The organism is Ruegeria sp. YKSD163 (assembly GCF_059612905.1).
On record NZ_JBXWRM010000010.1, the window covers coordinates 114,948 to 131,167 of the forward strand.

The window sequence follows — 16,220 nt, forward strand, 5'->3', positions numbered from 1 at the left end:
CCGCGTCCTGCCGCGGCGGCCACCAGACCCGACCCGTCAGTGTTTGCGTGCGCTTGCGTCCGAGGCCACGCGCGGTACCAGCGCCTTGACCAGATGGGTCATGTCGAGCGTGCCCACCGGGGCACCATCGCGCATCACCACATAGCGATGCGAGGTGTCGCCACCGGACCGGGCAATCATGCTTTCCAGCGTATCGTCATAGCCCACCTCGCCATGGGCGTCGGGCGGCACCGGCTGCCCGTCGAGCGGGGTCATGATCGAGCGGACTCGCAGCACCCGGGCCCGGTTGATGTCGCTGACGAAGTCCTCGATATACGGGTCGTTGGGGTTGAGCAGGATATGCTGCGGCTCGCCCTGCTGGACGATATAGCCGTCCTTGAGAATGACCAGGTGATCGGCCAGTTTCAGCGCCTCGTCCAGGTCATGGGTGATAAAGACGATGGTCTTGTGCAGTTCGGTCTGCAATTCCAGCAGCAGGTCCTGCATGTCGGTGCGGATCAGTGGATCGAGCGCCGAGAACGCCTCGTCCATCAGCATGATGGGCGAGTTCGAGGTCAGCGCGCGCGCGATCCCGACCCGCTGCTGCATGCCGCCCGACAGCTGGTGCGGATAGTGATTGCCATAGCCATGCAGCCCGACCCGATCCAGCCATTTGTCGGCCTCGACCAGATAGTCCCGCTTGGCAACGCCGCGCACCTTCAACGTAGTGCCCGCGTTCTCGGCCACGGTCTTGTGCGGCAGCAGGGCGAATTTCTGGAACACCATCGACATGACCTCGCGGCGCAGGTTGCGCAGCTGTTCCTCGTCATAGGCCAGCACATCCTCGCCATCGACCCGCACCTCGCCCGAGGTCGGCTCGATCAGGCGGTTGAGGTGGCGGATCAGCGTCGACTTGCCCGACCCGGACAGGCCCATGATCACGGTGATCTCGCCCTCGCGCATGTCGACATTGATGTCGCGCAGCCCCAGAACATGGCGGTGCTGTTTCAGCAGATCGGCCTTGGACATGCCGTCCAGCACATGTTTCAGCGCCGCTTTCGGATCGGCCCCGAAAATCTTGTAAAGGTTGCGGATCGAAACCTTGATATTGTCGCTCATTCCCGTGTCCCTCAGTGCTGTTGCGCGGCGTTGACGCGGTTGAGCGCGGCCTTGGTGACCCGGTCGAGGATCACCGCCAGCAGCACGATGCCCAGGCCCGACACAAGGCCGACACCCAGTTCAAGGTTGCGGATGCCGCGCAGGACCAGAACCCCCAGGCCCGGCGCCGAGACCAGCGAGGCGATGACGACCATGGCAAGGCTCATCATGATGGTCTGGTTCACCCCGGCCATGATGTTGGGCAGGGCCAGCGGGATCTGCACACCGAACAGTTTCTGCCGGTCGGTCATGCCGAAACTGTCGGCGGCCTCGATCACGTCCTTGTCCACCAGCCGGATCCCCAGATCGGTCAGGCGGATGACGGGAACGATGGCGTAAAGGATGATCGCGATGCCGTAGAGCTTGGGCTCGGTCACCGAAAAGAGAAAGATCAGCGGGATCAGATAGACGAACGAGGGGAGCGTCTGGAGCATGTCCAGCACCGGGATGGTCATGCGTTGCAGCCGGTCATTGCGCGACATGGCGATGCCGATGGGCACCCCGAACAGCACGCAGAGAAAGGCGCAGACAAAGATGATCGCCAGCGTCTGCATGGCGTGGTCATAGTGGTCGACAAAGGCCAGGAACATCAGGCAGGCCATGACGAACCCGACCAGGCGCATCGAGCGTGAGGCGAAATAGACCACCAGCGCCAGCAATGGCATCATGATCCACCATGGCGTCGCCTCGAATGTGGCAAGCGCAAATTCCAGCATCCAGCTCAGCGGTTGGGTCAGTGGGTCCAGCACAAAGCGCAGCGCGCCTTTGGCGGCCAGAAAGCCGTCCTCCACTCCCTTGGTCACATCGCGCGACTTGGCAAAGGCGGCGCAGGCCCTGTTCAGCTCATCAAGCGAGGGAAAGGGCAGGTTGAACAGGCTTGTCTCGGTCTTGCCGCCGGCCTTTGCCAGCAGATCGGCCATCGACAGCGTGGCTTCGCCGGATTTGCCGGCATCGCACCACTCGCGCAAGCCAAGGCTGTTGAACAGAAAGTCATAGGTGGCCATGAGAACGAGCCCCTTTCACGGTTGTCTCGGACATATCCCGCATGGTGTCGGGTGCGCGTCTGCCGGTGTCTGAACCGCCGGGCCGTATGGGCAGCCCGGCGGCAGGTGCGGGTTACTTGATCAGGGCGGCCAGCTTCTCGCGGGCGGCGTCATTGACCCAGCCTGCCCAGATGTCCGAGTTGTTGCTCAGGAAATAGACCGCCGCCTCTTCGGCCGAGGCGCCATTGTCGTCTTTCCAGGCCAGCACGGCATTCATGACGTCGATGTCAAAGCTGAGATTGCGCATCAGTTCGGCCACGTCGGGCGCCCGTTCGGTCAGGGCCGAGGTCGCGACGGTCAGCACCGGCGCCGGCGGAAAGTCGGACACGCCCGGATTGGCATTCTCGGCCGACTGGTTGGCCAGGTGTACATCCGCGTCGATATCGCCGATCGAGATCTGGGTCATCGGGTATTTGCCCAGAACCGCGGTCGGCGCCCAGTAATAGCCGAACCACGGGGTCTTGTCCTCGTAGGCAGCCGCGATCGAGGTGGCCAGCGTCTCACCCGAGCCGTGGTCGAAGATTTCCATCTTGTCGCGCATGCCCAGCGCGGTGATCAGGTTGTCGTTGACAATCCGGCAGCCCCAGCCCACCGGGCAGTTGTTGAACCGGCCGCCGACCAGATCGGGGTTGGCCAGGATGTCGGCCACTGTCTTCAGCTCGGGATGCGCCTCGGCCAGATACGAGGGGATCCACCAGCCTTCGAGGCCACCGGGATTGAACACCTCGGCCAGACGCTCGACTTTGCCTTCGGCCTCGAGCTTGAGATAAGGCTCGCCGGCCGAGTTCAGCCAAAGCTCGGTCACGATGTCGGGCTCGCCGTTCTCGGCAAGCGAGGCGACCGAGGTCACGGTGGCCGAGGGCACCAGTTCGACGGTGCAGCCATAGCCCTGTTCCATCAGGAACTTGGCTGTATGGGTGATGATCTGGGACGAGGGCCAGTTCATCTCGGTCAGCGAGACCTCGCCGCATTCGGCCCAAGCCGCCGAAGCAGAGGTCATCGCCGCGACAGCGATGACGCTTCTGGCCAGAGTGAAGGGATTGTTCATGGTCTTCTCCTGTTGGTGATTTGTTTTTTGCCGTCCCTGGCCTTGTCTAAGTGCGGGTTTCGGGACGTTTACACCCGCATCGAGGCTAGTGAGTGGAGAACCTCAAGGCAATTTGAAACAACTGAAAGAAGTTACAGATTTTCTGAAGTACCTTCTCCGCCCCGCACCCCCGTATACGCAATGGGTGGCGACTTGTGGGTCAGGGGCAAACGTACCGCTCACCGCAAGATCACCAACTCGGTCGCCGCGCGGGTGCTCAGCAATCGGGCGGGCCCGTCGGTCACTACGATGTTCTCTTCATGCACCATCATCAGCCCATTGCCGTAGCTGAGCGAGGGTTCGATGGTCAGGACCATGTTCTCTTGCAACACGGTGGTGTCGAAAGCCGCGTGCGAGGGTTGTTCGGTCAGTTGCATGCCCAGCCCGTGCCCCAGCCGTCCGATATCGCCACCGCTGTCATCCAGCTCGGCAATGACCGCGGACATGGCCTGGAACAGGTCGCGGCAGGTGGCGCCGGGGCGGGCGGCGTCGATCCCGGCCTGAGTTGCGCGCCACAGCACGTCATAGGCCCGCCGCGCCGCATCATCGGCCCGCCCAATCGCCCAGTTGCGGTCGAAATCGCAGAAATACCCGTCCCAGGTGCAGCCTGTGTCCAGCATCAGCACATCGCCCGCCCGCAGCGGCTGCTGCGTCGGGGGCGAGATCACATCCGCATAGCCGCCCTGCTCGGCGGCGCCCACCACATAGGGCGCGTCATCCGCACCCAGCCCGATGGCGGTGCGGCGGAACTCGCGAAACACGGCGTCCAGCGGCATCCCCTCGGACACGAAATCCGGCACCGCGCCGAACGTGGCCGAGCCGATGGCGCAAATATGCGCCAGCTTCTCGATCTCGGCGGGGGTCTTGACCATGCGCAGCCCCTGCACCAGGCCAGTGGCATCAGCAATCTCGAGGCCGGGCAGGGCGGCCCGCAGGCGCTCCCAGTCGCCCAGCGGCATTCTGAGCAGCGTCTCGTGCCCTTTCATCACGCCCAAACGCGCGCCACGCGCGGCCAGCGGCGACAACAGCTCGGTCAACAGGCTGATCCCGTCATCCTGCGGCTGCGGCGCGGGCCAGGTGCGCACATCGTCCAGCCAGCCGCGCCGCATCAACTCGGCGCCGATCTCGGGGATCACCGCGACCGGTTTGCCGCTGGCGGGTACGAACAGGAACCAGGGCCGCGTCGGGCTCTGCCAGAACAGGCTGTGGAACCCGCTGAAATAGCGCAACTCGGGTTCGGTCATCAGCAGCAGACCGTCCAGTCCCTGCGCCGCCATCTTCTCTTGCGCCCGCGCCGTGCGGGCCTCGAATTCTGCGGGGGTGAAACCACGCATTGGACTGTCAGCCATGGGTAAAACCTCCGACAATGGCTCGGGCCGAAAACTCCGCCAGTTCTCCGCGCCAGAACTGGCGACCGAAACAGAATGGGCGCCCGGATGCGTCCCGGATCACTTGGGTCAGTTCGATCCCCGACTGACTTTGCGCCAGTCCCAGCAACCGGGTCTCTTCGGGCTGGGCGCCGCGCATCCGGATCATGATATCCCCGGTATGTGCCACCAGATCGTATCGCGACTCGAGCAGGCGGGTGGTGGATTGATGCAGGTCGTGGGACAGGAAATCGGGGCACCGTCCGGCATCCACATATTCCGTCTCGACAAAGATCGCGTGCCCGTCCTGGCGGAACAGGCGGGTGTATTCATGGATCGCGGCACCCGGTTCCAGCTCCAGCCGTGCGGCCAGTGCGGCGTCGGCCTGGCCCTCCTGCGCCCGGATCACTTCGATTCCCAGCGCGGTACCCCGGCTTTCGGCATTGGCGACAAAGCTGACCATGTTCGAGACGTCATAGCTGACCCGCTTGGGCGAGACGAAGCGCCCGCGCCGGTCCGCGCTGTAAACCAGCCCCTCGGCCTCGAGCGCATCAAGCGCGCGCCGCGCGGTCATCCGGCTGATGCCGGTCTCTTCGGCGATGCGCCGTTCCGAGGGCAGGGCGGCATGTTCCGACAAGCTGCCATCGGCGATCCGCCGCTTGATGTCCTGAACAATCTGCTGAAAGCGCGGGGTTTCGCGCGATGATCCTGTTCGGAGCTGATCGGGTGTTGCGTCGTTCATCTGATTCCCACGATTTTCATCAAGGTTAATTGGTATATACCAGATCGAGCAAGGAAAATTTTTTCACTTGACTGAGCAGGCAGACTCGCCGTTACATCACATTAATCTGGTATATACCAAGTAGGGCCGATTGAACGGGAACTGGATGCGTCCCGGGTCAGGCCTTCGGACACCTGGCACCGAAATATTGCCGACAAGATCAACCCCGGCGCGGTCGGGCCAACAAGGGAGGAAAGTGGATGGGACTGTTGTCACAGGAACAGAAGGACGCGTTCTGGCGCGACGGCGTACTGGTTGTCGAAGATGCCGTTTCGCCCGGTGAACTGGCCGCGCTCAGGGCCGAGTTTGCGGGTTGGGTCGAGGAAAGCCGCGCCCATGCCGATGATTATGGCGAAACGCTGGACGGTCGCGCGCGGTTCGACCTGCAACCGGGCCACAGCGCCGACAAGCCCGCCCTGCGCCGCATCCAGTCGCCCGAAGAGGTCTCGGAGGTCTACGCCGACACCATGCGCAAGGCGCGCACGGTGGATTACTGCGCCGAGCTGATCGGACCCGGCGTGCGCTTTCATCATGGCAAGGTGAACTCGAAACTGCCCGGATCGGCGACCCAGGTGAAATGGCACCAGGATTTCCCGTTCGAGCCGATGACCAATGATGACATGATCACCTGCCTTCTGTTCATCGACGACGTGACGCTGGAAAACGGCCCGCTCGAGGTGATCCCGGGCAGCCACAAGGGGCCGATCCATTCCCATTGGCACAACGGTGTGTTCACCGGCGCGGTGGATGACGAGATCGTCGAGGCCCAGCGTGACAGGATCGTCAAATGCACCGGCAAGGCGGGGTCGGTCTGCCTGATGCATGCCAGCCTGCTGCATGGCTCGGCGCCGAACCTGTCGGACCAGCCGCGCACGCTCTACATCACTACCTATTACGCCGAGGACGCGATCGAGCTGAGCCCCAACCACCTGCCCAGCCGGTTCACCCATGAACTGGTGCGCGGCGAGGCCTCGGGTCGGGTGCGCTGCACCGCCTATCAGATGGAGCTTCCGGCGGTGCCCAAGGGGACGTCCTTCTTTGCGCAACAAGAGGGGTCGGATGGTGCCGGCGCCGGGGCGATGATGTAGCCATGCAAAACGCAGCGTCCTCCCCCCCGACGGTCATTGAAACGCTTGCGTTCGAAACCGATGCCGGGCTTGGCCAGCGGGCCCGGATCGGTCTGATCGTGTTGCAGACCGATCAGACCATCGAGCACGAGTTCGCCCACCTGTTCGGGGGGGAGGGCGTTGCGCTCTATCATGCCCGCATTCCCAACGCGATGGAGGTCTCGCCCGAGACCCTGCGCCAGATGCAGGTCGATCTGCCGCGCACGGCCGAGCTGTTGCCTGCCTCGTTTGGATTTGACGCCATCGGCTATGCCTGTACTTCGGGCGCCACGATGATCGGCGAGGCCCGCGTGGACGAGATGATCCGCGCGGTACATCCCGGCGCCGGCACCTCGAACCCGCTCACCGCCTGCAAGGCGGCGCTCTCTGCGCTGGGCCTGAGCCGGATCGCGCTGCTGACGCCCTATCCGCCCGAGGTGACGCTGGAAATGCAGGCCAATCTGCGCGCCTCGGGGTTCGAAACCGTGGCGGTTGCCTCGTTCAACCAGTCCGACGATTTCACCGTGGCCCGGATCTCGGCGCAGAGCATTCTTGATGCCGTCGCGACCATCGGCGCGCGTGACGAGGTGGAGGGTGTGTTCGTCTCCTGCACCAGCCTGCGCGCTCTCGACGTGATCGCCGAGGCCGAGGCGCGGATTGGCAAACCGGTGATCGCCTCGAACCAGGTTCTGGCCTGGCACCTGATGCGGCTGGCGGGGCTTGACGGCGCGCCAGAGGGCGCCGGTCGCCTGTTCGCGACCGGCTGACCCACCGCACCCAATCCCCGAATTCAAGACAGGATCAAGCAAATGACCACTCCGCTTCCCGACAAGGCCCGCGTTGTCATCATCGGCGGCGGCATCATGGGCTGCTCGGTGGCCTATCACCTGGCCAAGAACGGTTGGAGCGATGTCGTGCTGCTGGAACGCAAGACCCTGACCAGCGGCACCACCTGGCACGCGGCGGGGCTGGTCGGGCAATTGCAGGGCAGCCATGCCACCACCGCCTTTGCCAGCTATGGCGTTGAATTGTTGCAAGAGATCGAGGCGGAAACCGGACAGAACCCCGGTTTCCGCCAATCGGGTTCGATATCCATCGCGCTGAATGACGAGCGCATGGCCGAGCTGAAGCGAAAGGCCGATTTCGCGCGCCTTTTCGGGGTAGAGGCGCATTACATGCAGACGGCAGAGATCGCCGAGCGCTGGCCGTTGATGAACTCCGATGGCGTGCTGGGCGGCATCCACATGCCTTCGGACGGGTCGGCCAACCCGGTCGACCTGACCCAGGCTCTGGCGCGTGGCGCGCGCAAATACGGCGCCACGATCCGCGAGAATGTGAAGGTCGAGGAGGTGCTGACCGCCAATGGCCGCGTGACCGGCGTGCGCACGGATCACGGCACCATCACCGCCGATTTCGTGGTCAACTGTGGCGGCATGTGGGCGCGTGATCTGGGCCGCCAGAACGGTGTCGGCGTGCCGCTCCATGCCTGCGAGCACTATTATCTGGTCACCGAGCCGATCCCTGACCTGCCTGCCGACCTGCCAGTGCTGCGCTCTTACTGCGACGGCACCTATTGGAAAGAGGACGCAGGCAAGCTGCTGTTTGGTTTCGCGCATTTCCAGGCCAAACCCTGGGCCACCGGCGGCATCCCCGAGAGTTTCGAGTTCGACAGTCTCCCCTTCGTCGAGGATAACGTGATGGAGGTGCTGGAACTTGCCATGAACCGGGTGCCCATCCTGCAAGAGACGGGTATTCGCACCTTCTTCAACGGCCCTGAAAGCTATTCCCATGATGGCCGCTTCACCCTGGGCGAAGCCCCCGATCTGAAGGGGTATTTCGTGCTGGCCGGGGTCAACTCGACCGGCATCCAGTCAGGGTCGGGCGCGGGCCGGGCGGTGGCCGACTGGATCATGGCGGGCCATCCCACCATGGACCTGTCCGAGATGGACCCGGCCCGGATCGAGGACTGGCAGGCGCGCGACCCTTATCTGCGGGAACGCTGCCCGGAAACGCTGGTGCTGACCTATGCGATGCACTGGCCCGGACGGCAGCGGCAATCCGCGCGGGGCCTGCGACGCACGCCCTTTTACCACGTGATGAAGGCCCAAGGCGCCGCCTATGCCGAGGTGCAGGGCTGGGAGCGTCCGGGCTGGTTCGCCCCCGCTGGCGTCGCGCCGATCTATCACCATTCCTTCTTTCGCCCCGGCTGGTTCGACCATGCACAGGCCGAACAGCGCGCGGTGCGCGGCGCGGCGGGCCTTATCGACTATTCCATGCTGGGCAAGCTGATGGTCGAGGGGCGCGACGCCGAGACGTTTCTGCAACGCGCCTGCACCAACGACATGTCCCTGCCGGTGGGGCGGGTGGCCTATACGCTGATGCTGAACGCGCGCGGCGGCATCGAAAGCGACGTGACCGTTGCCCGCCATGGTCCCGACAGTTTCATGGTGATGAGCGCGATCTCGCATACCCGGCGCGACCGCGACCACCTGCGCGGACTGATCCAGCCGGGTGAGGATGTGCGCCTGCGCGATGTCACCCCGTCCTTTGGGGTGCTCTCGCTCTGCGGTCCGAAATCGCGCGAGATTCTGACCACTGTTGCGGATGCCGACCTGTCGGACGCGGCTTTCCCGTTCAACAGTCTTGCCCATTTCCACATCGGCCATGCCCCGGTCTTTGCCCAGCGGCTGTCCTATACCGGCGATCTGGGCTGGGAGATCTTCGTTACCCCCGATTTCTCCGAACATGTGTTCGAGACGCTGATGGAGGCCGGCACCCCCCTTGGCTTGCGTCTGGTGGGGGGCGAGGCCCTGAACGCGCTGCGGATCGAGGCGGGTTTTGTCCATTGGGGCCATGATATGGCCTATACCGAGGCGCCGCATCAGGTCGGGCTGGGCTTTGTCTGCAAACCGGACAAGGCGGTCCCCTTTGTCGGGCGCGATGCCTGTCTTGAGCGCAAGGCCGGGGGCGCGGGTCCGTTCCTCTGTTCGGTCCGGCTGGCCGAGGGCGACGCGCTGCTGCACCACAACGAGCCGGTCCTGATGGGCGATACCGTTGCGGGGTTTGTCACCAGTGCCGCCTTCAGTGCCCAGACCGGCACCGCCATCGGGTTGGCCATGGTCTCGCCGCCCGAGGGCGGCGGGCGCCGCGATCTCGAACAGCGGGCCTGTTCGGTTCTGGTCGAAGGGCGCCGGATACCGGCGACGCTAAGCTTGAGGCCGCTGATGGGGTCGGGGTAAGCGCGCCACCCTCGGGGCGGGCTGTCGGTTGTGCGGCTATCCGGGCCGCCCCGGCATCACAAACCCCTCGGCATTTGCCTCGCGGGCCCCCAGCAGGATCGACCGGGCACGCTGGTCGAGTTTGGCCGAGTTGATGTCATATCGCCCGACCTGGCGCATTGCGTCGCGCAACGAGGTGAAATCGTTCAGATAGCGCCACACCACCGGAGAGGTGAAGGGCAGTCTCTGCCGGCTGCTGATTCCGAATGTCGTGCCGCGCAGATATTGCAGCTGCCCCCGCCCGACGGGATGGAGCACCGTTTCGACCAGGGCATCCCGCGCTAACCGTTGATATTCCATCACGAAGATGCGATTGCCCAGCATCGCCACGCGCCCGTCATATTTCGACAGGTACAGGCTGCCGTCGTCGGGGTCGATCGAACGTTCCAGCGAGCGGCTGCGCACCAGCCCCTCGTGTTCGTCCAGACACACAAGTGCGCAGACGATCGAGTTTTCCCAGGTCTGGGTCAGGAAATAGCTGAGGTAATAGCCCAGATACCGGCGCAGCGGCAGGGTCTGACCGCGAAAGGCGGAAAAGAAGCCGCCCCCGTCCGGACGCTGCATCTGCGGGCCGGCCAGCTTGCCAGCGACTGACGGATGCGCCTCAAATTCCTCGGTCGGCAGCAGGAACTCTGCCTGTCTGACCCCGAAATGCACGGCGATCTTGCGCATGTTGGCGGGCGATGGCCGCGCCGCGCCGCTTAGGTATTTACTGAATTGCTGGCGATTCACCCCGATCCGGCGGCAAAGCTCGGAAACCGAAGATTCGGTCGAGCACAACAGTCTGAGATTGGTCGCAAAGCTGTCGGTCTCCATTCCCGCGAACTCCCTTCGGGTTTTAGGCCAGTTTATTGAGCGATTTGTATGCTGAACAGCATAAAGTCGCGTCAGATCGCGTCTGCCCGCTCAATTGCGCGAAATTCCGGCTTGGCGTCTCAATCGCTCCGACTCCGCCGCAGAACCGGCGCGATATCTTGACAGGGAGACAAGAGATGAACGGAGCCAACATTTCCTGGACACGTGTCGGGTTGCCCCGCCGGTCCTTTCTGAAAGGGGCAAGCGCGCTGGGCGGTCTGGCGGCGGCGGGGCTGTTGCCGGCGCGTCCGGCGCATGCATCGGGCGGGGTGCTCAGAACCCGCACCTATGCCGATATCCGTTCGATGGACCCGGCATTTAGCCAGGGCGTGGTGGACGAGGAGATCCACGCCGCGATCTACAACAAGCTGATCCAGTACAAGCCGGGCCGGGAATGGGGCTGGCAACTGGACGCCGCCGCGATGATCGAGCAGGCAGACGACACCCATATCAACTTTGCCCTGCGCGACGATATCGGGTTCACCGGCGGGTTCGGCGCGATGACCGCCGAGGACGTCAAGTTCTCGTTCGAGCGGATCATCGACGATACACTGGAATCGACCAACAAGCCCGACTGGGGGCCGCTCAGCCATGTCGAGGTGACGGGCGAGCGGACCGGCACCATCGTGCTGAAGAACGCGTTCCAGCCGCTGTGGTCGATCACGCTGCCGTATATCGCGGGCAATATCGTGTCCAAGGCCGCGTTTGACAGCGTCGGCGGCAAGATCGACACCCAGCCAGTGGCGACCTCGGGCCCCTATCTGCATGCGGGCTGGGAGCCGAAGCAGAAAACTACCCTTCGCCGCAACCCCGACTGGAAGGGCGACCCGGCCGCGTTCGACGAGATCCAGATCTACCACATCGACGATGAGAAGGCCGCCGAGATCGCGTTCGAGGCGGGCGAGATCGACTTTACCCGCGTCAGCCTGGACAGTGTCGAGCGGCTGAAGTCGAACCCGATCGCGGGGGCGACGCTGGAGGAATTCCCGTCGCTCTACTATGTCTGGGTGGGGATGAATCTGGACAATCCGAAGCTGGGCAATCTGAAACTGCGGCAGGCGATCCAGCATGCGATTGACGTGCCGACGATCATGGCGGCAGCCTATTTCGGAGCGGCGGAACCGTCGACCGGGATCATCGCGCCGGGCCTGGCCGGACATCGCGACGCGCCGCTGACCGGTGTGGCGGCGGATCTGGACAAGGCGCAGGCGCTGATGGCCGAGTCCGGCGAGGCCGGGGTTTCGCTGGCCATCGACGTGCTGAACAAATCGGCAAACGTGACGGCGGCGCAGATCATCCAGGCCAATCTGGCGGCCATCGGCGTAACGCTGGAAATCCGTCTGCACGAGGGCGCGACCTTCTGGGAGCTGGGGTCGAACGAGGATCTGGAACTGGTGCTGAACCGTTATTCGATGACACCGGACCCATACTACGCAACCTCTTGGTTCATTACCGAGCAGGCGGGCGTGTGGAACTGGGAGCGGTTCCGGTCGGAAGAGTTCGACAAGCTGCATCTGGCGGCGCAGTCCGAGGGCGACCCGGCCGCGCGCGCGGCGATGTATGCCCGCGCACAGGACCTGATGGAGGAAAGCGGCGCCTACAAGTTCCTGACCCACGAGGCGACGCCGGTGATCCATCGCGACACTGTCACCCCGGCGCTGCGTCCCGATGGGCTGCCTCTGTACCGCTATTTCGGCACGGCCTGAGACCTCTCCCTGAGGCCGTTGGGGGCGCAGGCAGAGCTGTGCCCCCTTCTTTTCCCTGAAAGACGGGGTACCCAATGCTGTCCTTCATCTTCAAACGGATCGGGCTGGCGGCGGTGATCACGGTTCTGGCCGTGTCCTCGCTGTTCCTGATCGTGCACATGATCCCCGGCGATCCGGTGTCCACCATGCTGGGGCCGCGCGCCACGCCCGAGATGTGGGAGGCACTTGAGGCACGGATGGGGCTGGACCGGCCGCTGATCGTCCAGATCGGTCTGTTCTTTGCCAACATGCTGCGCGGCGATCTGGGGATGGATGTGTTTTCCAACCGGCCCGTCACAGAGATCGTGCTGGGGCAGGTACCTTTTACGCTGACTTTGATCCTGTTCTCGATCGGCTGGTCCGCGGTTCTGGGGATCGCGCTTGGCTGTTATTCGGCGGTGAACCGCAATTCGCTGGGCGACCGGCTGACCGGTATCCTGTCGGTTTCGGTGATCGCGGTGCCTGCTTTTGTGGTGGCGCTCTATTCCCTGCTGATCTTCGCGGTGAAACTGCAATGGTTCCCGGCCATCGGGGCCGGGGATGCGGGGGATTGGGGCGATCAGCTGCACCATCTGGTGTTGCCGAGCCTGGCCATCGGCCTCAGCTGGGTGGGCTATATCGCACGCCTGGTGCGGGCCTCGATGCTGGAGGTGATGGGCGAAGGCCATATCCGCACCGCGCGCGCCTTTGGCCTGCCCGAGCGGCGGATCGTGTTCGGCTATGCGCTGCGGCTGGCCATCCTGCCCACGGTCACGGTGATCGGGGTCGGCATGGGGTTTTTGCTGTCGGCGGCGGTGTTTACCGAGATCGTGTTCTCGCGCCCCGGCCTGGGCAAGCTGGTGATCGACAGTATCACCACCCGCAACTACCCTGTGGTGATGGGCTCGGTCCTGTTTTCCACCCTGATCTTTGTCGCCTCGACCACGCTGGCCGACATCGTCAACGCCATTCTGGATCCGCGGATCCGGGCCGGGAAATGAGGGCAGGGACATGACCGATACAACGATGCCAAAGCCCCGGTCCGAACTGGGTGAAATCCTCTACCACCTTGTGCGCGACCCGCTGGGGCTGACCGGGCTGGTGATCGTGGTGCTGATCCTCGCTTCGGCCATCTTTGCACCCTGGATCGCACCCTATGACCCGATTGCGCTCAATGTGCCGGACCGGTTGCAGGGGCCGAGCGCGGCGCATCTGATGGGCACCGACCAGTTGGGGCGCGACACGTTTTCCCGGGTGATCTGGGGCGGGCGCGTGGCCTTGCAGGTGGCACTGCCGACCATTGGCGGGGCGATTTTCTTCGGCCTGCTGCTGGGGATGATCGCGGGCTATGGACCGAAATGGCTCGACAACCTGATCGTGCTCTTGTTCGACACCATCCGGTCGTTTCCGACCGTGATGTTCGCGCTGGCGGTGGTGGCGCTGGTGGGGCCAAGCCTGAACACGGTGATCGTTGTGATCATGGTGACCTCGATCCCCACCTATGGGCGGGTGGTGCGCACCCTGACCCAGTCGCTGAAAGAAGCCGAATTCATCACCGCCGAGAAATCGCTGGGTGCCTCGACGCCCCGGATCATGGCGGTGCATATCCTGCCCAACGTGCTGGGGCCGCTGGCGGTACTTGCGGCGATGGATATCCCGACGGTGGTTGGGCTGGAGGCGGGCCTCTCCTTTCTGGGCATGGGAGTGAAACCGCCGACGCCGTCCTGGGGCTCGCTGCTCAATGACGGCTATAACCTGATCCGCAACACACCCTGGCTGATCATCGCGGGGGGCATTCCGCTGATCCTGACCACCATCGGCTTTACCTTTCTGGGCGAGGCGCTGCGGGACGTGGTCGATCCGAAACTGCGCGGCAAGGGGGGTAAGTGATGGCTGTTCTCGATATTCGCAACCTGTCGGTCGGCTATGCGACCCCGCGCGGCGAGTTGAAGGCGCTGAGGGACGTTTCGATGACCGTGCCCGAGGGCAAGATCGTCGGCATCGTCGGAGAGTCCGGCTGCGGCAAGTCCACGCTCATTTCCGCGATCATCCGGCTGATGGCACCCAACGCGCGGGTCGGCACGGGCGAGGTGCGGTTTCAGGGGCGTGACCTGCTGGCCGAGACCGAAGCGCAGATGCGTGCGCTGCGCGGCACCGAGATCTCGATGGTGTTTCAGGATCCGATGCAGACCCATAACCCGGTGCTGACCGTCGGGCGTCAGATGATGGATATCCAGTATCGCGACCGCCTGTCGAAGGCGGACAAGCGTAAGCGCGCCGCCGAGATGCTGGCGCTCGTGGGTATCCCGGACGCGCAGGCGCGGCTGAACCAGTACCCGTTCGAATTTTCCGGCGGAATGCGTCAGCGTATCGCCATCGCGATGGCGCTGATGGCCAAGCCGTCGCTTCTGATTGCGGACGAGCCGACCACCGCGCTGGACGCCACGCTGGAGGTGCAGATCATCGAGCGGCTGCGGGACTTGCAGGACGAGATCGGTTGCGGCGTGCTGTTCATCTCGCACCACCTCGGCGTGATCGCCGAGCTTTGTGACGAGGTGGTGGTGATGTATGCGGGCGAGGTGGTCGAGACCGGATCGGTGCGCGATGTGTTTCACCAGCCGGCCCATCCCTATACCCGCGCTTTGCTGGAATGCGACCCCGGCCATATCAAGATCAAGACCCGCAACCTGCCGACGATTCCGGGCACCATCCCCGATCTGGTGCAATTGCCTGGCGGTTGCATCTTTGCCGAGCGCTGTTCGCAGCGACACGCTGCCTGTGCGGCGCGGCCCGCGATGGCGGATGTCACGGGCGGGCATCGGGCGGCCTGTCATCTTGTCGGGGCGGGGGTGACCGCATGAATGCGCTTCTGGAACTCAACGACGTCGTGGTCCGGTTCGGCCTGCGCGGAGGCCTCTTCCGCAGCGCTGGCAGTATCGAGGCGGTCTCGGGCGTCAGTCTGAAGATCGAAGAGGGCCGCACCTATGGCATCGTCGGCGAAAGCGGTTCGGGCAAGACCACGCTGGCGCGCGCCGTGGCGGGGCTGCACCACGCCTCGGGGGGCTCGATCCTTTATCGCGGGCAAGAGCTGCGCGACCTGCCCGAGGCGCAGTTCCGCAAGCTGCGCCGCGAGATCGTGATGATGTTCCAGGACCCGATCGGCTCGCTGTCTCCGCGCCTGTCGATCAAGTCGCTGATTACCGAGCCGTTCCGTATTCAGGGCATGACGGATCGTGATCTGGATGCCGAGGCAAGGCGTCTGTTGGCCATGGTCGGCCTGCCGCCGGAATTCGCGGCGCGCTATCCCTATCAGATTTCCGGCGGTCAGGCGCGGCGGGTGGGCGTGGCGCGGGCGCTGGCGCTGAACCCGAAACTGCTGATCGCGGATGAACCGACGGCAGGGCTCGATGTGTCGATCCAGGGCGAGATGCTGAACCTGCTGGCCCGGCTTCAGGACGAGTTGGGCCTGGCGATCATGATCATCACCCACAACCTGAACGTGGTCCGCCACATCACCGACAGGGTAGGCATCATGTATCTGGGCAAGCTGGTCGAGGAGGGCGAGACCGAGGCGGTGTTCTCGGCGCCGCAGCACCCCTATACGCTGGCGCTGCTGGCCGCGAATCCCGAACCCGATCCCGATGCGCAGCTGATGCGCATCGCGTTGCTGGGAGAGCCGCCCAGTATCCTGCGGCGGCCCGCCGGGTGCGAGTTCCATACCCGCTGTCCCTTTGTCCAATCGCGCTGCGCGACCGAGGTCCCGGCCTGGCAGGAGGGCGCAAGCGCGGCTCATCGCTGTCATTTCCCCGGTGCATGGGCACAGCAGACGGGTCCCGGATGAC

At 64.2% G+C, this 16,220-nt stretch carries 14 protein-coding genes; 8 read left to right on the forward strand and 6 right to left on the reverse strand.

What is annotated here, in order from left to right; genetic code table 11:
• Positions 1–36: 36 nt before the first annotated feature.
• From AC2FNA_RS14510 to AC2FNA_RS14530, 5 genes are all read right to left on the reverse strand, one after another.
• Positions 37–1,098 (reverse strand): quaternary amine ABC transporter ATP-binding protein, encoded by a 1,062-nt coding sequence (locus tag AC2FNA_RS14510; protein WP_496827679.1) that lies wholly within the window; start codon positions 1,096–1,098, stop codon positions 37–39.
• 11 nt (positions 1,099–1,109) lie between these two features.
• Positions 1,110–2,141: an ABC transporter permease gene (locus AC2FNA_RS14515; protein ID WP_496827681.1), complete on the reverse strand. Its 1,032-nt coding sequence runs from the start codon at positions 2,139–2,141 to the stop codon at positions 1,110–1,112.
• Positions 2,142–2,253: 112 nt separating this feature from the next.
• Positions 2,254–3,228 carry an ABC transporter substrate-binding protein gene (locus tag AC2FNA_RS14520; RefSeq protein WP_496827683.1) on the reverse strand — a complete coding sequence of 325 codons (975 nt, stop codon included), beginning with the start codon at positions 3,226–3,228 and terminating at the stop codon, positions 2,254–2,256.
• A gap of 218 nt (positions 3,229–3,446) precedes the next feature.
• Positions 3,447–4,616 carry a M24 family metallopeptidase gene (locus AC2FNA_RS14525; protein WP_496827685.1) on the reverse strand — a complete coding sequence of 390 codons (1,170 nt, stop codon included), beginning with the start codon at positions 4,614–4,616 and terminating at the stop codon, positions 3,447–3,449.
• Positions 4,609–5,376 (reverse strand): GntR family transcriptional regulator, encoded by a 768-nt coding sequence (locus AC2FNA_RS14530; protein WP_496827687.1) that lies wholly within the window; start codon positions 5,374–5,376, stop codon positions 4,609–4,611. Before AC2FNA_RS14530 ends, AC2FNA_RS14525 begins: the two co-directional genes overlap by 8 nt.
• A gap of 239 nt (positions 5,377–5,615) precedes the next feature.
• Here AC2FNA_RS14530 and AC2FNA_RS14535 point away from each other — a divergent pair, with 239 nt between their 5' ends.
• The 3 genes from AC2FNA_RS14535 to AC2FNA_RS14545 are packed head-to-tail and all read left to right on the forward strand — an operon-like array spanning position 5,616 to position 9,760.
• Positions 5,616–6,503: a phytanoyl-CoA dioxygenase family protein gene (locus tag AC2FNA_RS14535; RefSeq protein WP_496827689.1), complete on the forward strand. Its 888-nt coding sequence runs from the start codon at positions 5,616–5,618 to the stop codon at positions 6,501–6,503.
• Between the two features lie 2 nt (positions 6,504–6,505).
• Positions 6,506–7,288 carry a maleate cis-trans isomerase family protein gene (locus AC2FNA_RS14540; protein WP_496827691.1) on the forward strand — a complete coding sequence of 261 codons (783 nt, stop codon included), beginning with the start codon at positions 6,506–6,508 and terminating at the stop codon, positions 7,286–7,288.
• 42 nt (positions 7,289–7,330) lie between these two features.
• Positions 7,331–9,760 carry a GcvT family protein gene (locus tag AC2FNA_RS14545; RefSeq protein ID WP_496827693.1) on the forward strand — a complete coding sequence of 810 codons (2,430 nt, stop codon included), beginning with the start codon at positions 7,331–7,333 and terminating at the stop codon, positions 9,758–9,760.
• A gap of 36 nt (positions 9,761–9,796) precedes the next feature.
• Here AC2FNA_RS14545 and AC2FNA_RS14550 read toward each other — a convergent pair whose 3' ends face one another.
• Entirely contained in the window at positions 9,797–10,615 is an 819-nt protein-coding gene (locus AC2FNA_RS14550; protein WP_496827695.1) for a helix-turn-helix domain-containing protein, read from the reverse strand.
• 176 nt (positions 10,616–10,791) lie between these two features.
• Here AC2FNA_RS14550 and AC2FNA_RS14555 point away from each other — a divergent pair, with 176 nt between their 5' ends.
• From AC2FNA_RS14555 to AC2FNA_RS14575, 5 genes are all read left to right on the forward strand, one after another.
• Positions 10,792–12,360: an ABC transporter substrate-binding protein gene (locus tag AC2FNA_RS14555; RefSeq protein ID WP_496827697.1), complete on the forward strand. Its 1,569-nt coding sequence runs from the start codon at positions 10,792–10,794 to the stop codon at positions 12,358–12,360.
• Between the two features lie 74 nt (positions 12,361–12,434).
• Positions 12,435–13,379 (forward strand): ABC transporter permease, encoded by a 945-nt coding sequence (locus tag AC2FNA_RS14560; protein WP_496827699.1) that lies wholly within the window; start codon positions 12,435–12,437, stop codon positions 13,377–13,379.
• A 10-nt stretch (positions 13,380–13,389) separates the two neighbouring features.
• Positions 13,390–14,268, forward strand: a complete 879-nt coding sequence (locus tag AC2FNA_RS14565) for an ABC transporter permease (protein ID WP_496827701.1) — start codon at positions 13,390–13,392, stop codon at positions 14,266–14,268.
• Complete coding sequence (locus tag AC2FNA_RS14570; protein WP_496827703.1) at positions 14,268–15,239, forward strand: ABC transporter ATP-binding protein; 972 nt, start codon at positions 14,268–14,270, stop codon at positions 15,237–15,239. Before AC2FNA_RS14565 ends, AC2FNA_RS14570 begins: the two co-directional genes overlap by 1 nt.
• Positions 15,236–16,219, forward strand: coding sequence for an ABC transporter ATP-binding protein (locus tag AC2FNA_RS14575; protein WP_496827705.1), 984 nt, complete (start codon positions 15,236–15,238; stop codon positions 16,217–16,219). Before AC2FNA_RS14570 ends, AC2FNA_RS14575 begins: the two co-directional genes overlap by 4 nt.
• Position 16,220 lies beyond the last annotated feature (1 nt).

What these genes read in the sequence shown, in the direction of transcription:
- AC2FNA_RS14510 (WP_496827679.1), bottom strand. Translation starts at nt 1,098, where the DNA reads ATGAGCGACAATATCAAGGTTTCGATCCGCAACCTTTACAAGATTTTC.
- AC2FNA_RS14515 (WP_496827681.1), bottom strand. Translation starts at nt 2,141, where the DNA reads ATGGCCACCTATGACTTTCTGTTCAACAGCCTTGGCTTGCGCGAGTGG.
- AC2FNA_RS14520 (WP_496827683.1), bottom strand. Translation starts at nt 3,228, where the DNA reads ATGAACAATCCCTTCACTCTGGCCAGAAGCGTCATCGCTGTCGCGGCG.
- AC2FNA_RS14525 (WP_496827685.1), bottom strand. Translation starts at nt 4,616, where the DNA reads ATGGCTGACAGTCCAATGCGTGGTTTCACCCCCGCAGAATTCGAGGCC.
- AC2FNA_RS14530 (WP_496827687.1), bottom strand. Translation starts at nt 5,376, where the DNA reads ATGAACGACGCAACACCCGATCAGCTCCGAACAGGATCATCGCGCGAA.
- AC2FNA_RS14535 (WP_496827689.1), top strand. Translation starts at nt 5,616, where the DNA reads ATGGGACTGTTGTCACAGGAACAGAAGGACGCGTTCTGGCGCGACGGC.
- AC2FNA_RS14540 (WP_496827691.1), top strand. Translation starts at nt 6,506, where the DNA reads ATGCAAAACGCAGCGTCCTCCCCCCCGACGGTCATTGAAACGCTTGCG.
- AC2FNA_RS14545 (WP_496827693.1), top strand. Translation starts at nt 7,331, where the DNA reads ATGACCACTCCGCTTCCCGACAAGGCCCGCGTTGTCATCATCGGCGGC.
- AC2FNA_RS14550 (WP_496827695.1), bottom strand. Translation starts at nt 10,615, where the DNA reads ATGGAGACCGACAGCTTTGCGACCAATCTCAGACTGTTGTGCTCGACC.
- AC2FNA_RS14555 (WP_496827697.1), top strand. Translation starts at nt 10,792, where the DNA reads ATGAACGGAGCCAACATTTCCTGGACACGTGTCGGGTTGCCCCGCCGG.
- AC2FNA_RS14560 (WP_496827699.1), top strand. Translation starts at nt 12,435, where the DNA reads ATGCTGTCCTTCATCTTCAAACGGATCGGGCTGGCGGCGGTGATCACG.
- AC2FNA_RS14565 (WP_496827701.1), top strand. Translation starts at nt 13,390, where the DNA reads ATGACCGATACAACGATGCCAAAGCCCCGGTCCGAACTGGGTGAAATC.
- AC2FNA_RS14570 (WP_496827703.1), top strand. Translation starts at nt 14,268, where the DNA reads ATGGCTGTTCTCGATATTCGCAACCTGTCGGTCGGCTATGCGACCCCG.
- AC2FNA_RS14575 (WP_496827705.1), top strand. Translation starts at nt 15,236, where the DNA reads ATGAATGCGCTTCTGGAACTCAACGACGTCGTGGTCCGGTTCGGCCTG.